The sequence below is a fragment of the Stenotrophomonas sp. 169 genome (assembly GCF_014621775.1).
Classification (GTDB): domain Bacteria; phylum Pseudomonadota; class Gammaproteobacteria; order Xanthomonadales; family Xanthomonadaceae; genus Stenotrophomonas.
Genome location: NZ_CP061204.1, coordinates 1,433,661 through 1,450,120, shown reverse-complemented (window position 1 = coordinate 1,450,120; position 16,460 = coordinate 1,433,661). Strand labels below are relative to the sequence as shown.

Annotated in this window: 13 protein-coding genes and 1 tRNA gene; 4 read left to right on the top strand and 10 right to left on the bottom strand. The window is 66.6% G+C overall.

What is annotated here, in order from left to right; genetic code table 11:
• The first annotated feature begins 3 nt into the window (after positions 1–3).
• Positions 4–606, top strand: coding sequence for a ribosome biogenesis factor YjgA (gene yjgA, locus ICJ04_RS06215; RefSeq protein ID WP_188326662.1), 603 nt, complete (start codon positions 4–6; stop codon positions 604–606).
• 65 nt (positions 607–671) lie between these two features.
• Here the strand turns inward: yjgA and tldD are convergent, their stop codons facing one another.
• The 4 genes from tldD to ICJ04_RS06195 form a co-directional block, all read right to left on the bottom strand.
• On the bottom strand, positions 672–2,117 hold the full coding sequence (tldD, locus tag ICJ04_RS06210) for a metalloprotease TldD (RefSeq protein WP_188326661.1): 1,446 nt from the start codon (positions 2,115–2,117) through the stop codon (positions 672–674).
• Between the two features lie 70 nt (positions 2,118–2,187).
• Complete coding sequence (locus ICJ04_RS06205) at positions 2,188–6,075, bottom strand: YhdP family protein (RefSeq protein ID WP_188326660.1); 3,888 nt, start codon at positions 6,073–6,075, stop codon at positions 2,188–2,190.
• Between the two features lie 30 nt (positions 6,076–6,105).
• Positions 6,106–7,593: a ribonuclease G gene (gene rng / locus ICJ04_RS06200; protein WP_188326659.1), complete on the bottom strand. Its 1,488-nt coding sequence runs from the start codon at positions 7,591–7,593 to the stop codon at positions 6,106–6,108.
• A complete protein-coding gene (locus ICJ04_RS06195; RefSeq protein WP_188327223.1) occupies positions 7,586–8,194 on the bottom strand; it encodes a Maf family nucleotide pyrophosphatase in 609 nt (202 codons plus the stop codon). Before ICJ04_RS06195 ends, rng begins: the two co-directional genes overlap by 8 nt.
• Positions 8,195–8,323: 129 nt before the next feature.
• Between ICJ04_RS06195 and ICJ04_RS06190 the strand changes: the two genes are divergently transcribed.
• From ICJ04_RS06190 to ICJ04_RS06180, 3 genes are all read left to right on the top strand, one after another.
• Positions 8,324–9,058, top strand: a complete 735-nt coding sequence (locus ICJ04_RS06190) for an SIMPL domain-containing protein (RefSeq protein WP_188326658.1) — start codon at positions 8,324–8,326, stop codon at positions 9,056–9,058.
• Positions 9,059–9,253: 195 nt separating this feature from the next.
• Positions 9,254–9,919 (top strand): energy transducer TonB, encoded by a 666-nt coding sequence (locus tag ICJ04_RS06185; protein WP_188326657.1) that lies wholly within the window; start codon positions 9,254–9,256, stop codon positions 9,917–9,919.
• Positions 9,920–10,103: 184 nt separating this feature from the next.
• Positions 10,104–12,917, top strand: coding sequence for a TonB-dependent receptor (locus ICJ04_RS06180; RefSeq protein ID WP_188326656.1), 2,814 nt, complete (start codon positions 10,104–10,106; stop codon positions 12,915–12,917).
• Between the two features lie 221 nt (positions 12,918–13,138).
• Here ICJ04_RS06180 and ICJ04_RS06175 read toward each other — a convergent pair whose 3' ends face one another.
• The 6 genes from ICJ04_RS06175 to nadD all read right to left on the bottom strand — a co-directional run bounded on the left by ICJ04_RS06175 (position 13,139) and on the right by nadD (position 16,457).
• Complete coding sequence (locus ICJ04_RS06175; protein ID WP_188326655.1) at positions 13,139–13,891, bottom strand: hypothetical protein; 753 nt, start codon at positions 13,889–13,891, stop codon at positions 13,139–13,141.
• 81 nt (positions 13,892–13,972) lie between these two features.
• Positions 13,973–14,503, bottom strand: coding sequence for a DUF3757 domain-containing protein (locus ICJ04_RS06170; RefSeq protein ID WP_188326654.1), 531 nt, complete (start codon positions 14,501–14,503; stop codon positions 13,973–13,975).
• 116 nt (positions 14,504–14,619) lie between these two features.
• Positions 14,620–14,696 (bottom strand) — tRNA-Asn (locus tag ICJ04_RS06165).
• Positions 14,697–14,718: 22 nt separating this feature from the next.
• Positions 14,719–15,189 (bottom strand): 23S rRNA (pseudouridine(1915)-N(3))-methyltransferase RlmH, encoded by a 471-nt coding sequence (gene rlmH, locus ICJ04_RS06160; RefSeq protein ID WP_188326653.1) that lies wholly within the window; start codon positions 15,187–15,189, stop codon positions 14,719–14,721.
• A gap of 70 nt (positions 15,190–15,259) precedes the next feature.
• Entirely contained in the window at positions 15,260–15,688 is a 429-nt protein-coding gene (rsfS, locus tag ICJ04_RS06155; protein WP_188326652.1) for a ribosome silencing factor, read from the bottom strand.
• A 97-nt stretch (positions 15,689–15,785) separates the two neighbouring features.
• Positions 15,786–16,457 (bottom strand): nicotinate-nucleotide adenylyltransferase, encoded by a 672-nt coding sequence (nadD, locus tag ICJ04_RS06150; RefSeq protein ID WP_188326651.1) that lies wholly within the window; start codon positions 16,455–16,457, stop codon positions 15,786–15,788.
• Positions 16,458–16,460: the final 3 nt, after the last annotated feature.

Sequence of the window (16,460 nt, the reverse complement as noted above, 5' to 3'; positions counted from 1 at the left end):
ACGATGCGCGGACGCGACGAAGAAACCGGTGAATTCCACGATAAAAGCCGCAAGCAGAAGCGCAACGATGCGCTGGACGTGCTTGCGCTGGGCGAAAAGCTGGTTTCGCTGACACCGGCGCAGCTGGCGCGCCTGCCGGTGCCGGAGGATCTGCTGCCGCACATCGCCGAATGCAAGCGCATCACCGCGCACATCGCGCACAAGCGGCAACTGGCGTTCCTGGCCAAGCACATGCGGCGCGAGGAAGAATCGGCGCTGGATGCGATCCGCGAGGCGCTGGACGCCAACAGTGATACCGGTCGCCGCGAAGTGGCGATGATGCATCGTGCCGAAGATTGGCGCGAGAAGCTGATGAACGACGGTGACGCGGCGCTGTCCAAGCTGCTGGGCGAATATCCGCAGGCGGACCGGCAGGAACTGCGCACGCTGGTGCGCAATGCCCAGGCCGAAAAGGCGAAGAACAAGCCGCCGCGTGCGTACCGCGAGATCTTCCAGGTGCTGCGTGCGTTGATGCTGCCGGCGGCGCTGGGGTTGATCGTGGCCGACAGCGACGAAGACGTGGACGCTGACGAAAGCAGCGACGCGACCGAAGACGCCCAGGACTGAGGTCCGCCGGGGCGGGAAAGCCGCCGAGCCTGGCTCGGCGCTCCCCAGGTTCAGCACCGCAGGCATCACGCCTGGGTGCCACCCACAGTGAGTCCGTCGATCAGCAGCGAGGGCTGGCCCACGCCTACCGGCACACTCTGGCCGTCCTTGCCGCAGATGCCGACGCCTGCATCCAGTGCCAGATCGTTGCCGATCATCCGCACCTTCTGCATGGTCTCCGGACCGTTGCCGATGATCGTGGCGCCCTTCACCGGGGCGGTGATGCGGCCGTCTTCGATCAGGTAAGCCTCGGTCGCGGTGAACACATACTTGCCGCTGGTGATATCGACCTGGCCACCGCCGAAATTGACCGCGTACAGGCCCTTCTTCACCGAACGGATCATTTCCTGCGGGTCGTGCTGACCGGCGCGCATGTAGGTATTGGTCATGCGCGGCATCGTCAGGTGCGCGAAGGACTCGCGGCGGCCGTTGCCGGTCGGCGCCATGCCCATCAGCCGCGCGTTGAGCGAGTCCTGCATGTAGCCGACCAGGATGCCGTCTTCGATCAGCGTGGTGCACTGCGTCCGCTGGCCCTCATCGTCGATGTTGAGCGAGCCACGGCGACCTTCCAGCGTGCCATCGTCGACGATGGTCACCCCGGGCGATGCAACGCGCTCACCCAGGCGACCGGCGTACACGCTGGTGCCCTTGCGGTTGAAGTCACCTTCCAGCCCATGACCCACGGCTTCGTGCAGCAGCACACCGGGCCAGCCCGGACCCAGCACCACCGGCATCACGCCTGCCGGGGCCGGTACGGCCTCCAGGTTCACCAAGGCCTGCCGCAGCGCTTCGCGGGCAAAGGCTTCCGGGCGGCCATTGGCGAACAGCTCGGTGTAGTCGTAGCGACCGCCACCGCCGGAATAACCGGATTCGCGGCGACCGCCCTGCTCCACGATCACCTGCACGTTCAAGCGTACCAGCGGGCGGATATCCGCCCCCAGCACGCCGTCGCTGCGGGCGATCAGCACGGTGTCCACGCCGCCGGACAGGCTGACGGTGACCTGCTTCACCCGTGGGTCGGCCGCGCGCAGGTAGCTGTCCAACCGCTTCAGCACCTCCACCTTGGCTTCGTTGCCCAGGCTGTCCACCGGATCCAGCGCGGGGTACAGCGCGCGCGCATCGCCGCGCAGCAGCGACTTGCCGGTCTGCGCCCCGCCCTCGCGCGAAATCGCGCGCGCGGACTGCGCTGCACTGGACAATGCGTCGCGGTGGATGTCATCGGAGTAGGCGAAGCCGGTCTTCTCACCGGAAATCGCGCGCACGCCGACGCCTTGCTCGATGGAATGCGCACCGTCCTTGACGATGCCGTCTTCCACGCTCCAGCTTTCGCGGCGGGCATGCTGGAAATACAGGTCACCAAAGTCGATGCCCGGGCCCAGCAGGTGGCCGAAGGTGTTTTCCAGGAGGCCGGCATCCAGCCCGGCGGGCTGCAGCAGGCGGTCGGTAGCGAGGGTCAGGGCGTTATCGGTCATGGGCTTCAATCTGGGGGCGGATGGCGGCATTGGCAAGCCACCGCGCCGCCGTTGTGAGGGAGGAAGGCGCTCAGCGCGCCTTCGGCTTGGGCGGCGGAGGCGCGGCGGCATCACGCTCCACCACGTCCACCTTGGGCTCTTTCCACGGCCCGGTTACCCGGTAGGTCTTGGCACCGATCTCGCCCAGCGGCTTGGACAGCACCGCATTGGTGGCCGCGCCCAGCGCGGCGCCCACCGGGCCGCCGGCCACCGCACCGACGACGGTCAGCAGGTTGCCCGAGCGCGGATTGACATCGATGGTCTGGTCGAACTGCTGGTTGCGCAGGTCGGTCCGGCCGCGGATGCGGATGTTTGCCGCCGGCCCTTCGATCATCACCTTGTCGGTGGTGGCCGACCCGTCCGCGAAGGCCAGCGTGCCGCCGATCTGGTTGAAGGCGAAGCCCTTGGAGAAGAAGTCGCGGAAGTCCAGCATCAGCCGCCGCGGCAGCTGGGTGATGCTGAGCAGGCCCAGCACGCGCCCGGCGCCGGGCTCCAGTTCCAACAGCTGGCCATTGCGCGCATCGACGGTCATCGTGCCCTGCAGGTTGCCCAGCTGGAAATCAGAGGGACCGCCCTGCCAGCCGGCCTGCAGGTCGATGCGGCCCTGGCCGCCGCGCAGCTGGCCGCCGTAGTCCAGGTCACGCAGCAGGTCACCGAGGTCTTCGCTGCGCACCTGCGCGGTCAGCGCGGTACGCGCTGCGGGCCCTTTGCCCAGCCAGTCGCCGCGCACGTCGATGGCCTGCTTGGGTGAGCGGAAATCCAGCTGCTGCACGCGCAGTCCATTCGCCACCGGCTGGGTGCGCAGTGTCGCCTGGCCCAACGTGATCTTGCCGAACTGCAGGTCGGCGATGTCCAGCGACAACGGCGGGATGCCGGCCGGATCGGTGTCGTTGGCCGTGGCCTGCACCCGCGCGGCCATCACCTCCCCGTCGGGCATCACGATCGGCGCACCGTCGCGCGGACGGGGCTGCACCGGGCCCGGCAGCGATTTCCAATGCACGCGTTGCAAGGCGCCACTGATGGTGCCGCCGCGGGCGCTGGGCACCTGCAACTGGCCGGCCAGCGAAGGGCCATCCAGACGCACATCTAGGAATTCCAGGGTCGGCCGCAACTGCAGTCGCGTCTGTTCGAACACCCCGCCGATCAGCAGCAACTGCGCCACCTGCACATCCACCGAGCGCAGCGGCATGGGGTCATTGCCTGCCCCACCGCTGCTGTCTGCAGCCGAACCCCGTGCCAGTCCGATCCACTCCAATGCGTCCAGCGACCCGCTGCGGCCGTTCACCGCCAAGCCGCTGGCGGGCGGATCCCGGTCGACCCGTGCGCTGCCCAGCGTGACCTGCACGCCGGTCTGGCCCTGGTGGGTGCGCGCGGCCAAGGCGAGACGGTCACCGAACGCCACCTCGATGCGGCCATCGCCCATCGGCAGCTGCGCAGCCACGCGCGTATCGAGCGCTTCACCGGCGGGCTTGTCCAGCGGCGCGGGAAAGCTCAGCACCGTGCCCACCAGGTCCGACTGCAGGTGCAACCGTGCGGGCGGCACCGGTGCCGGCGCACCGCCAGTGGCGGCAGCGGCGACGGCCTTCGGCATGTCCACGCCGATCGTCCAGTTCGAGCGGCCGGTGATGTACGGCTTCAGCCAGGCCATCTCCGGCGCCCGATCCAGCAGCACGCCGGCATCCAGGTTGGCGTCCAGCTGCGATTCGAAGGCCAGTTGCGGATCGCGCACGAAGCCGCCCGCGCGCAGGCTCAGCGTGCCCGCTGCGCCCAGGTGACGAACCGCCAGGTTGTCGGCACCGAAACCGCCGCCGGCGTACTGGGCCACCCCGCGCACGTCGTCAAAATCCAGCGCATAGCGCTTGTCGGCCAGCTTCACGCCCTCCAGCGTCACGCTGCCCTTCAGGTGCCCCGGCTGACCCGCACGCAACGGCTGCAGCAGATCGAAGTCCACCGCGGCGGGGCCACTCACGCTCAGCGCATCCAGCGTGTCACCGTACTGCGCGTGCAGCGGGCTGCGACGCAGCATCGCCAGCAGCTTGCTGGACTCACTGCGGCTCTGCGCGCGCACGTACAGCGGCGTCTCGCCGAAATCTTCGATGCCTGCCTGCATCGCATCCACGTTCACGCCCGCCAGATCACCACGTCCCGTCAGCGAGAAGCCGGGGCCAATGAAGGCGATGTCCGCATCCACGGCGGTCATGTCGGGCCAGCTTTTCTGGAAGCGGATGGTGCCGTCTTCAATATGTCCGGTCGCTTCGAAGCGCCCGTTGTTGCGGTCGAACGGCCAGTCGTCCAGGTCGCCGGCCACCAGGCCGATACCGTTGCGCACGCGACCCGCCTGCAACGCGGTGTCCAGCCAGTCACGGGCATGCTCGCTCATCCTCGAACGGATCCAGAAGCGCTTGGCGGCGGTCATCGGGACATCGTCGATCTTCGCTGCCAGCTGCATCCACGGCCGCGTGCCGTCGCCCTGGAACCACAATGCTCCACGGACATCGGCAGCGTAATCGGTGCCCTGCACGCGCAGCGCCGGCGTGCCGACCCGCCAACCGCCCGCTTCGTCATGCCAACCGACGATCTCACCGGCGAGTCGCACGTCGTGGCGCACGCCGAATCCCTTTGGCCAGTCCAGCTGCATCTGCTGTCGGGACTGCAACTGCAACGAGAACCCTTCGGCATCGCCTTGGAACCGGCCGCCGATACCGACCAGGCCGGGGCCCCCATCCACGCTGGAAAACGCCAATGTGTCGAGGTCGCCCTGCACCCACAACGGACCGTTGCGCTCACCGCGTGCCTGCAGTTGGCGCACGCGCAGCTGGGGATGGGCGCGGTACAGCCAGTCGCGCAGGCCGGCATCCACCCGGTCGGTCAGCGCCAGGCCCCGCAGCAGCACGTTGCCGTCTATGTTGTTGGCCACCAGCGCGGTGTGCTGTCCTGCACCGATCAGCAGTCCATCCAGTACCTGCTCACGATCTTCCGCCCGCACCCGCAGGCGTGGGGCTTCCGCCCGCCAGCCACCGGCGCTGTAACGCCAGCGCGCACGTACCTGCAGGCGCTCGATGTCCAACGTGGGCTTGGCCACGTGGGCCGTCGGCGTGCCGGCAAGCCGCAGTCCGGACAGATCCGAGTCCGTGGTGACCATCACCGGGCGGAAATCACGCAGTGCCACCCAGGCGTTGAGCTCGCCGCGGCCCTGCAACAGCTGTACGCCGGCACCGGACAGCAGCGGCGACCAGGCCTGCAGGTCTACCGGATCGCCGCCCAGCCACGCCTCGCCATTGCCGGCGCGACGATCTACATCCAGTACTGCCGCCAATGGCAGCGCATCGGCTTGCGCCCAGGCCCGCACGCCAACGCGCAACCGATCAGCGTCCACCCGAAGGCGCAGATCCAGGCGCGGCAAGGTTGTCTGCAGGCCTATCGATGGTGCCTCGATGGTCAGGCGACCCTGCTCCACCTGCAGTTCCCCAAGCCGACGCAGGCCGTCCAGCGGGTCGCCGGCTTTCGCTGCCGGCAATCCACGCACGCTCCAGCGCCCGTCATCGGCCCGCTGCAGGGTCAGCGCCAGGCCACGCAGGCGCAGCTCGGTCAAAGATCGGCCCGGCAACAGGCCGGCATACATCGCCACCTGCACCTCGGCCTGGCCGATGCGCAGGCCTTCGCCGGCGCCGATACGCAGTCCATCCAACTGCAGCAGCGGCCCGCGGCGGGTCCACTGCGCTTTCAACGCATCGAAGCGCACCGGCTGCCCGGCACGCGTGCTCAACCACGCAGAAACTTTGTCGGGATTACGCTCAACCAGCGGCAACAGCTGGCTGAGGGTACCCACCAGCAACGCCACCACCACCAGGGTGATGGCGAGCGCGTACAGGGCAAGACGGCGGATCCTTCGCAGTCGCAGGCGCGGCGGCGCGCTCATCGGCCTTGGCCGGCAACCGGCCGGATTGGATCAGAGCAGGACCACATCGAACTGTTCCTGCAGGTACTGGTCGTCAGCCTGGAAGCTGATGCTCTTGCCGAGGAATTCCTCCAGCTCGGCGACTGCCGTGGATTCTTCATCGGTGATCCGCGCCACGACCTTCGACGAAGCGATCACCAGCAGGCGCGCCGCTTCGAACTGACGCACCGCGCGGGTGATCTCGCGGAAGATCTCGTAGGTCACCGTTTCGGTGGTCTTGATGCTGCCGCGGCCACTGCACTGCGGGCACGTCTCGGAAAGCTGGCGCTCCAGGCTCTCCACGGTGCGCTTGCGGGTCATCTCCACCAGGCCCAACGGCGAGAAATCATAGACCGTGGTCTTGGCGTGGTCGCGCGCCAACGCCTTTTCCAGCGTGCGCAGCACCTGACGACGATGCTCGGCATCCACCATGTCGATGAAGTCGATGATGATGATGCCGCCCAGGTTGCGCAGCCGCAGCTGCCTGGCCACGGCCTGGGCCGCCTCCAGATTGGTGCGGTACACGGTTTCTTCCAGATTGCGCTGGCCGACGAACGAACCGGTGTTGACGTCGATGGTGGTCATCGCCTCGGTCTGGTCGATCACCAGGTAGCCCCCGGACTTCAGCGGCACCTGCTTGTCCAGCGCGCGGCCGATCTCGTCCTCCACCCCGAACATGTCGAAGATCGGACGGTCGCCGGCATACAGCTCCAGCTTTTCAGCCAGCACCGGCATGTACTTGGCGACGAACGCCTGCAGCTGGACGAACGTTTCCTTGGAATCGACCTTTACCTTGTCCACGTCCTTGCGGATCAGGTCGCGTACCGACCGCAACGGCAGGCTCAGGTCTTCATAGATCACGCTGCACGATGCGGCCTCGCGGCCACGGCGCTCGACCACGTTCCAGACGCGCGACAGGTAGGCCACGTCTTCGGCGATGGCCTCGGCAGGCTGGCCTTCGGCATTGGTGCGCACGATATAGCCGTAGCCGCCGTGCTGCGCTGACAGCTCGGTCACCAGCGTCTTCAGCCGCGCCCGCTCGGTTTCGTCTTCGATCCGCGCCGAGACACCGACCACCTTGGACTGCGGCAGCAGCACCATGTAGCGCGATGGAATGCTGATCTGCGTGGTCAGGCGCGCGCCCTTGGTGCCGATGGGATCCTTCACTACCTGGACCACGATGTCCTGGCCGTCGCGCAGCAGCTCGACAATCGGCACGGACGATGGCGGCGGCAGCGTGGTGCCATCGGTATCCGGGCTGGCAACGGGCGCCGGCCGCACCACGTCGTTGGCATGCAGGAACGCAGCGCGGTCCAGTCCCACTTCGACGAACGCGGCCTGCATGCCGGGCATGACCCGCTGCACTTTGCCCTTGTAGATGTTGCCGACCACACCGCGCCGCCAGCCGCGCTCGATATGCAGCTCCTGCAGCATGCCGTTCTCGATCACCGCTACCCGGGTTTCGCGGGGAGTTACGTTGACCAGTATTTCTTCAGACATGTACGGCAGCCTCCGTGGCGGCAACAGGGTGGGAAGGCAAGCCGGCACCGGCAAGCAACCGGTCGGTCTGGTACAGCGGTAATCCCATCACGCCGGAATAGCTCCCGGCCAGATGGGTGATGAAGCGCTCTGCTTCCCCCTGGATGGCGTAGGCACCGGCCTTGCCGATCGGCTCGCCGGTGGCCACATAGGCTGCGATGGAGACATCGTCCAGCGTGGCGAAGCGAACCTCCGACACCACCACGTCAGCGTGCACGCCCTGCGCGTCGACCAGCACCACGGCGGTCATCACCTGGTGGCTGCGGCCGGACAACGCACGCAGCATCGCGGCGGCATCGTCGGCGTCGGTCGGCTTGCCGAACACCCGCTCGCCCAACACGACTTCGGTGTCTGATCCCAGCACCTGGGCGCGCGGATCCGTCCCGGCTACCGCGAGCAGGCCCGCGCGGGCCTTGTCGGTGGCCACCCGCAGCACATAATCATGCGGGCTTTCGCCGGCCAGACGCACTTCAGGCACGTCCAGGTCCAAGGACTGGAACGGGCGGCCAAGGCGGGCAAGCAATTCACTGCGGCGGGGAGAGCGGGAGGCAAGATAGAGCATCCACACAGCATACCCTGCGCGCAGCGCCTGAATCGTCGGCAACACGGCGGGAAAACCGGCAACCCCGTTCCGGCTCACAACGCGTTCATCCCTACGCCAGCAACCTCGATGGCCTTCAAGGAGATCACCATGCGTCGCCCTGCTCTTTCCCCGCTTCTGCTCGCCCTGTCCCTCGCCCTGGGAGCTTCCGTGACCGCAAACGCCGCCGTACCGGCCCCTGCCATCGCGCCGGTGGAAGGCACCCTGCTCAACGTGTCCGCCAATGCCGAAGCCAGCCGGGTACCTGACGTGGCCACCCTGTCGGCCGGCGTCGTCACCCAGGCCGTCGACGGCAACAGTGCCATGCGCGAGAACGCGCAGAAGATGGACAAAGTGCTTGCTGCGATCAAAGCGGCCGGTATCGCCGAGCGCGACGTGCAGACCAGCGGCGTGAACCTGAGCCCGCAGTACCGCTATGCCGAAAACGAAGCGCCGAAGATCACCGGCTACCAGGCCAGCAACACGGTCAGCCTGAAGGTCCGTGACATCGCCAAGCTGGGCAAGGTACTCGACGGACTGGCGGCGCAGGGCGCCAACCAGATCAACGGGCCGAGCTTCGAGATCGACCAGCCGGAACCGGTCTATGACGAAGCCCGCCTGGCCGCGCTGAAGAAAGCGCAGGCTCGCGCGCAGACCTATGCCAAGTCATTGGGGCTGCAGGTCCGTCGCATCGTCAGCATTTCCGAAAGCAGTGGCGGCGGTTTCCGCCCGGTGATGATGCGCGCGCAGGCCGCCCCGATGGCCGCGGACATGAGCACGCCGGTAGCCGCAGGTGAGACCACCGTCTCGGTGAACCTGGACGTCGTGTTCGAACTCGGACGCTGATGCCGTGATCCAGGCGGGTCCTCGTCGCCCCCGCGAAGAGGACCTGCCCGGACACCCCACCGCTCCGCTGCCTGACCCGTAGCCAAACGCTGCCTGCGCGCCCACTGGGCACAGGCTGCTCAGCGCGCTATTCCTGCATCACCGGCACCGGCCGGCAAGACGATGTTCCCTCGCTGTCCCGCATGGAGGTGGATCATGGTTCGTGCATATCCGGCTGTACCGCAACACGTCGATCCGGTCAGGATCACCGCCTGGAGTGCGGCAATCGCACTGCATCTGCTGGCCTTTCTGCTGCTGATCATCCCCGCCGCCTACGTCGCCCTGCCGCTTCCGCGCGAGGCGCCACAGATCCGCTGGATCACGCCGGAAAAGCCGCTGCCGCCCACGCCCGTGCCACCTGCAGATCCGGTGGCGGTGGTGCCGCCGCAGACGAGCGTGCAGCCGCTACCGACGCCGCTGCCCTTGCCCCCTGCGGTCATCGATCAGGCACCGGTGCTTGCGCTGCCCGCGTCCGCGTCCACGTCCGCAGTCGCTGCGCCACAGGCCGTCCCGTCATCGACCGAGGCGCCCGCCATGGGCGGTGCCGGCGCCTACCTGAGCTATCGCAGCGCGCCGCCGCCGTCGTATCCGATCGCTGCCCTGCGCAACCAGGAGCAGGGCACGGTACTGCTGCGCGTGGAGGTGGATGCGAAGGGTCAGCCCACACGCGTGACGATCGAGCGCAGCAGCGGCTCGCGTGCGCTGGACACTGCGGCGCGCCAGCAGGTGCTGCGTCGCTGGACGTTCGAACCGTCGATGCGCGATGGCGTGGCGACGGCGTCCGTGGGCCTGGTCCCCATTGATTTCTCGCTGCCGCAGTAAGCCGATCGCCGGGGCAGGCGTGCCCTGCCCCGGCCGCACCGTTTGACGCAGATCACAGAGCGGTGCGAATTAAGCAAAATTTCACTCTTGCATCACCTGATACGAACCTAGATTGACGCCATCGCGGGGCAAGGGGGCCCGCGGTCGAACGACGCCATCAAGGTTTCCCAGTCAGGAGAGAGCTGTGAATCATCCGACCCGTTGCCCCGCCACCCGCCGCACCCCGCTTGCCGCCTCCATCACCCACATCCTGACCGGCGGCGCACTGCTGCTGGCCGCAGCCGTCTCTCCCAGCGCCTTCGCGCAGGAGCAGGCCACCAACCTGGACCGTGTCACGGTCACCGGCTCGAACATCCCCCGCACCGACACCGAAACCCCATCGCCGGTCCAGGTGGTCACCCGCCAGGAAATCGACCGCACCGGCAAGACCACGGTTGCGGAGTACCTGCAGACCCTCACCTCGGATGGCTCTGGTTCCATCCCCAAGACCTTCGGCAATGGGTTCGCTGGCGGCGGTGCAGGCATCTCGCTGCGCGGTCTCGGCGCCGGCTCCACCCTGGTGCTGCTCAATGGCCGCCGCATGGCCACCTACGGCCTGGCCGATGACGGCCAGAAGGTGTTCACCGACCTGAGCACCATTCCGCTGGATGCGGTGGAGCGCGTGGAGGTGCTGAAAGACGGCGCGTCCGCTACCTACGGGTCCGATGCGATTGCCGGCGTGGTCAACATCATCCTGCGCAGTGACTTCGAGGGCGTGATCCTGCGTGGGTCGTATGGTCTATCCGGCGACAGCGACGGCGATGCGAAGAAGGCGACGCTGACGGCCGGTACCGGCAACCTGTCCACCGACGGGTGGAATGCGTTCTTCAGTCTGGACGTCGGCAAGACCGACGGCATCCGGGTCAGCGACCGCCGCAACCGTGACTGGATCGGCACCGGCGATCTGCGTCGTTGGGGCTACAGCGCCGGCGGCAGCCAGTTCCTCGGCGGCGCGATCACCGGCAACGGCAGCGGCGGCGGCAACTCACCGGCCGGCAGCATCTTCAACCCGACCACCGGGCTGCTGGAATCACTGCCTGGCTGCGCCCAGTTCTCCGATGTCAGCCCGCAGGATCCGGGTGGCGGCTGCCTGTGGGACATGGCCAACTTCCGTGATCTCAGCCCGGAAGAGAAGTACGTCAACGTCTTCAGCCGCGCGACCTTCGCCTTCAACGACAGCGCCGAGGCGTACGTGGAGATGGGCTACTCGAGCAAGGAAACCACCTTCAACAACACGCCCTCCAACGTATCCGGCGCCTGGGGGTTCCAGGGCGGCCCCGTCAACGCGAACAGCGGCCCCGGTGCCACCGTGCTCGCTGTTGGCCACCCGGACAACCCGTATGCCACGCCGGTGCGCGTACGCTACAACGCCTTCGACGTCGGTCCACGGGTGACCAACAACAAGAACGAGTTCATCCGCTTCCTGGCCGGGGTCAAGGGCACCTGGGGCGAGTGGAGCTACGACACCGGCTATCTGCACTCGTCGACCAACCTGGTGAACAAGCGCGATGGTTTCCTGCGCTACAGCGCGGTCCAGTGCGTGCTCGGTGACCTGGCCTGCCCGGCCGGCACCTGGAACATCGGCGCCGGATCGGATGCGAATCCGCAAAGCCTGTACGACTACATCTCGCCGACCATCCAGGCCAACGCCAAGAGCAGCCTGGACATGTTCGATTTCAAGGTGAACCGCTCGCTGATGGACCTGGCAGGTGGCCCACTCGGCCTGGCCATCGGTACCGAATGGCGTCGCACCACCAACAGCCTCACGCCGCAGACCTACACCGATGTGGGCGACATCATCGGCTTGGGCTACTCGGCCTATGACGGCACCCAGAACGTTTACGCCGGCTACGCGGAGCTTGCAGCGCCGGTGCTGGAATCGCTGGAGTTGACGGCCGCCGCACGCTACGACAAATACGAAAGCGGTGACGACTCGGTGACCCCGAAGGTCGGCTTCAAGTGGACGCCGGCCGAGTGGTTTGCCCTGCGCGGCACCTACGCCGAAGGCTTCCGTGCACCGAACCCGGCCGAGAACGGAGATGGCGGCCTGGCCGCGTTCTCCAACGCACTCGATCCGGTCCGCTGCCCGGGCGGCAACCCGGCACCGGGCGGCACGCAGGACGACTGCGGCCAGCAGCCTGTTGCGATCATCACCCGGCCGAACCCGGACCTGGAAGCTGAAGAGTCCAAGAGCTACTCGGTCGGCATCGTGCTGCAGCCGACCCGCACCACCTCGATCACCGTGGATGCCTGGCGGATCAAGCGCAGCAACGAAATCGCACAGGGCTCTACGGCCGACGCCATTGCATCGGGCAACGTGCTGCGCGATACCGATCTGCTCAATGGCGTGCCGGGGACCGGCTCGATCCTGGCCATCAACACCAATTACGTAAATGCCAGTGCGTCGAAGGTCGAGGGTATCGATACGGACATCCGCCAGGACATTCCGCTGGGTAACGCGGGTGATCTGCGGCTGGACCTGCAGTGGAGCCACACCAGCAAGTTCGAGCGGACCGAGGGCGGCACCACGCACGAGTACGCGGGCACGCATGGCAACTGCGACGTGACCAACTGCATCGGCACGCCGAAGGACCGCATCAACTTCGGCGCTACCTGGAACTACCACGACTGGTCGGTCAGCGGCATCGTCAACTACATCAGCGCGATCGACAATCTGGCTGAGACCGGCGGTACCAAAGAAGACGACTGCTTGAACTTCCGTGCCGATGGCAGTCCGGCCCCGGGCAACTGCTCGCTGGCCTCGTTCACCACCTTCGATCTGTCCGCCAACTGGAAGGTGGCCGACAGCATGGAGATCTTCGGTTCGGTGGCCAACGTGTTCGACCGCACCGCCCCGCTGGATCCGGCCACCTACGGCGGCATCAACTACAACCCGCTGCACTTCAGCGGCGCGATCGGACGTTACTTCACCGTGGGGGCGAAGGGCACGTTCAATTGAGGGAAGGCTGTCGCTTGAATGAAAAGGCCCGGGCCACGCGCCCGGGCCTTTTTCAATGTGTGACGGTCGCGCCGTGCTCGGCGGCTTTGCGTCTGCACGCCCGCGAACGGTGACGCGCTCCGCCGAGCGTGGCTCGGCGCTACAGCGCGGTGACGCACTTCGGTGGCTTTGCGTCTGCACGCACGCGAACGGGGACGCGCTCCGCCGAGCGTGGCTCGGCGCTACTGGATCTGCGCCAGCGCCCTGCGCAGCGGTGCGTCCGATACCTGGATCGGGCCGTCGAACGGCACGCTCATGTCCAGCACGAAGTAGACGGAAACGGCGATCAGGGCAGCAGACACCACGAACACGCCGACCACCATCGGATTGCGTGGGGCGCGGTAGCCGAAGCTGCCGTAGATCAGCGTCATCCAGGCCATCAGCATCCAGATGATCAACCGCGGCACACTGGCTTCGGATTGCTCGACGATGCTCCAGCGCTGGCGCACCACCGTCTGGTACTGCTGGCGTGCGTCGGCCAGCAGGCCTTCGTGGAAACGGTCAGACGGTGCGATGCGGTCCAGTGCACCCCCGACCTGATCCAGTGCGTTCGCCGCCGGGCTCCGCCGATGCGACAGCGCGTCATCGCCACGCGCGGGATCGGCAATCGCCAGTTCGATGTATTCGATCAGCCGCGTACGGGTTTCATCGGTTTCCGCACCATACGTGCGCAGTGCCCGATCGAACATGATCAGGCTGGTCGAAAACGCGTGCACGGTGGTATCGATGGTCTCGAAGGTGTTCTTCGAGGAATTGATCAACAGGCCGAACACCAGCGAGGTCATCACCACGAAGATGTTGGCGACCAGCCGAAGGACGGTATTGGTCTCGTCATCGCGATGCCGGGCCGACAAGCGGGGATACAGGAACATCATCCCGATCGAGGCCGCGCACAGGCAGGCAAAGACGACCACCGCTGTCATGATCTCGCCCATCGTGACGCTCCGGCCAAGGGATGGACGCAGCATGCCACGAGTCAGGCGGGAAAGCGCCGTCAGGCACCCGCCGCTGGATCGCTAGCGACCATAGCGTATCGGGAAGAAACGGCAGGCGCGCGATGCGGAAGAAGGAGTGCACTCCCTGAACGCGTCTCCGGCCGCGTCGTCGGGATCAAGCAGCCACTCGCCCTTGTTTTCCACATCAACGTAAAGGTTGCCGAGCCGCCCTTCCGAGCCGTCCGGCTGGTAGGCGAGGTCGATTTCATGTCCCGACATCAGGCCATAGGTGCAGTTGACCACGATGGCGTTGGTTTCCGCGCCTTGTGTATAGAGGAGTACGCGTTCCAGGCGGGATACGGCGCCCGATGGCCGCGCCGGCGACAGCCATTCGCCCTCCCAGCCGCCCAGCGTCTCGCGTGCGTGGTAGCGACCGTCGTGCACGTGCACCCGGGCTGCCGGTGGGCATGCCATCAACGCGGGAGCGTTGTCGTGGCCCGGCGTCGGTTCGGCCGCGAGAACGTCTGATGAGCACGCGGCGACAAGGGCAACAGTGGTGGCCACAGCGATGAAAGGAGTCATCGAAATCACCTCTCCGAGGGAGTGCTTCATCAGAACAATGATGCCCCCACGAACGCCATACAGTATTTTAAAAAGTGGCATGCGCTTCCCCCGCGCATCCGACCAGGCAAAAAAAAACCTGCATCTCACGATGCAGGTTTTCAAAATGGCGCCCGAAGTTGGACTCGAACCAACGACCCCCTGATTAACAGTCAAGTGCTCTAACCGGCTGAGCTATTCGGGCAGACGACCAGTATAACGACTCTTCACGCGCGATGGTAGGGGTGATTGGCCAACATCGCGGCCGCGCGATACAGCTGTTCGGCCACCACCAGCCTGACCAGCATGTGCGGCAAGGTCAGCGGTCCGATCGACCACTTTTCATCGGCCAATGCGGACACTTCGGCGGAGTGGCCTTCCGGCCCACCGATAAGAAACGCCAGGTCCCTCCCCTTCCCGCGCCAGTGCTCCAGGCGCTGCGCCAGCTGCTCTGAACTGAGCTGCTTGCCCGGCACATCCAGCGCAACCACATAGGCATTTTTTGGCAGCGCGGCAATCACCCGCTTGCCCTCGTCATCGGTGGCGCGGCGCGCGTCGCGCCCTTTGCCGCGCAGGCCCGGCTCGATCTCCACGAGATCAAACGGCAGCCAATGCGACAGACGTTTCTGATACTCGGCAAAGCCCTGCGCCACCCAACTGGGGGCACGTTCACCGGTCGCGATCAGGCGTGCTTTCATCCTGGCTCCTCATAACGTCCAACGGCGCCATCGGCGCCGTCAGAGTGCAACGTCAACGCGGCAGGACCGCTCAGACTTCGTCTTCAATCTCGTCGCGCGAAGACGGCTGGTCACCGACCGTCCACAGGCGCTCGAGCGCATACAGCTCGCGCATGCGCGGCAGCATGACGTGGACGACGACGTCGCCCAGGTCCACCAGCACCCATTCGGCTTCGCGCTCGCCCTCGGTGCCCAGCGGCATCTGGTCGATTTTCTTGGCGAAGCGCACAACTTCTTCGGCGATGGATTTGACGTGGCGTGAGGACGTACCCGACGCGATCACGAAGTAATCGGCGACGCTGGACTTGCCGCGCACGTCGATGGTCACCACGTCCTTGGCCTTCAGCTCTTCCGTGGCTTCCATGACACAGGCCAGCAGCTGCTCCACGGAGGGCGGCGGGCTGGGCAGATCGACCTTGATGGTCTGGGGTTGGGACTGGGTTTCGGGCTGGTTGCTCAAAGCGGGTCGACTCGATAAACGTAAGGGGGATTATACGGCCACAGCAGCGGCGTGCCATTCATGGCGATGTTCAGCTGGCAGTCCAGCAGGCCGGACCTTACCGTCCGGCAGTACGGTACAGGCCGTTGGCGGCGATGTAATCGGCCACGGCCGGCGGCAGCAGATCGCGCCCTGCCCCGCCACGGGCAATCTGCGTCCGCACCGCGCTGGCCGACTCGCCGCGCAGGGGCTGATGCAGGCGCAGTACCCGACCGGCCGCGGCAGCTGCCAGGTCCTGGCCCCGGTCGGTCCAGCGTCCCTGCAACGCCTGGCCGAGCTCGCCGGCCACCACCTCCGGCAGCGGACTGCCAGGGCGTTCGGCCACGATGAAATGGGCCAGGTCCAGCAGCTCGCGCCACCGGTGCCACGTGGCCAGCGACAACAGGCTGTCGGCCCCCACCAGCCACGCCAGCGGGCACTCCGGGCCGACCTCGGCGCGCAGGCCGGACAGCGTATCGAACGTATAGGAGGGCACACCCGGCGTGCGCGCGGCGCGCTCCAGTTCCAGCCGGTCCAGCTGCAGCCCGGGTTCGTCGGCCAGCGCCAACTGCAGCATCTCGCATCGCTGGACGGCCGTGGCACCCGGCGCTGCCCGATGCGGAGGATCCGCGGACGGCAGCAGGCGCACGCTGACCTGTAACTCGTCGCGCGCAGCGCGGGCAATGGCCAGATGACCCAGGTGAACCGGGTCGAACGTGCCGCCGTAATAAAGGCGCAGGCCCTTCGCCATGGG

Bases quoted from the DNA above. Each gene is read 5' to 3' on its own strand.
- yjgA (WP_188326662.1), top strand. From the start codon at position 4: ATGCGCGGACGCGACGAAGAAACCGGTGAATTCCACGATAAAAGCCGC.
- tldD (WP_188326661.1), bottom strand. From the start codon at position 2,117: ATGACCGATAACGCCCTGACCCTCGCTACCGACCGCCTGCTGCAGCCC.
- ICJ04_RS06205 (WP_188326660.1), bottom strand. From the start codon at position 6,075: ATGAGCGCGCCGCCGCGCCTGCGACTGCGAAGGATCCGCCGTCTTGCC.
- rng (WP_188326659.1), bottom strand. From the start codon at position 7,593: ATGTCTGAAGAAATACTGGTCAACGTAACTCCCCGCGAAACCCGGGTA.
- ICJ04_RS06195 (WP_188327223.1), bottom strand. From the start codon at position 8,194: ATGCTCTATCTTGCCTCCCGCTCTCCCCGCCGCAGTGAATTGCTTGCC.
- ICJ04_RS06190 (WP_188326658.1), top strand. From the start codon at position 8,324: ATGCGTCGCCCTGCTCTTTCCCCGCTTCTGCTCGCCCTGTCCCTCGCC.
- ICJ04_RS06185 (WP_188326657.1), top strand. From the start codon at position 9,254: ATGGTTCGTGCATATCCGGCTGTACCGCAACACGTCGATCCGGTCAGG.
- ICJ04_RS06175 (WP_188326655.1), bottom strand. From the start codon at position 13,891: ATGGGCGAGATCATGACAGCGGTGGTCGTCTTTGCCTGCCTGTGCGCG.
- ICJ04_RS06170 (WP_188326654.1), bottom strand. From the start codon at position 14,503: ATGAAGCACTCCCTCGGAGAGGTGATTTCGATGACTCCTTTCATCGCT.
- rlmH (WP_188326653.1), bottom strand. From the start codon at position 15,189: ATGAAAGCACGCCTGATCGCGACCGGTGAACGTGCCCCCAGTTGGGTG.
- nadD (WP_188326651.1), bottom strand. From the start codon at position 16,457: ATGGCGAAGGGCCTGCGCCTTTATTACGGCGGCACGTTCGACCCGGTT.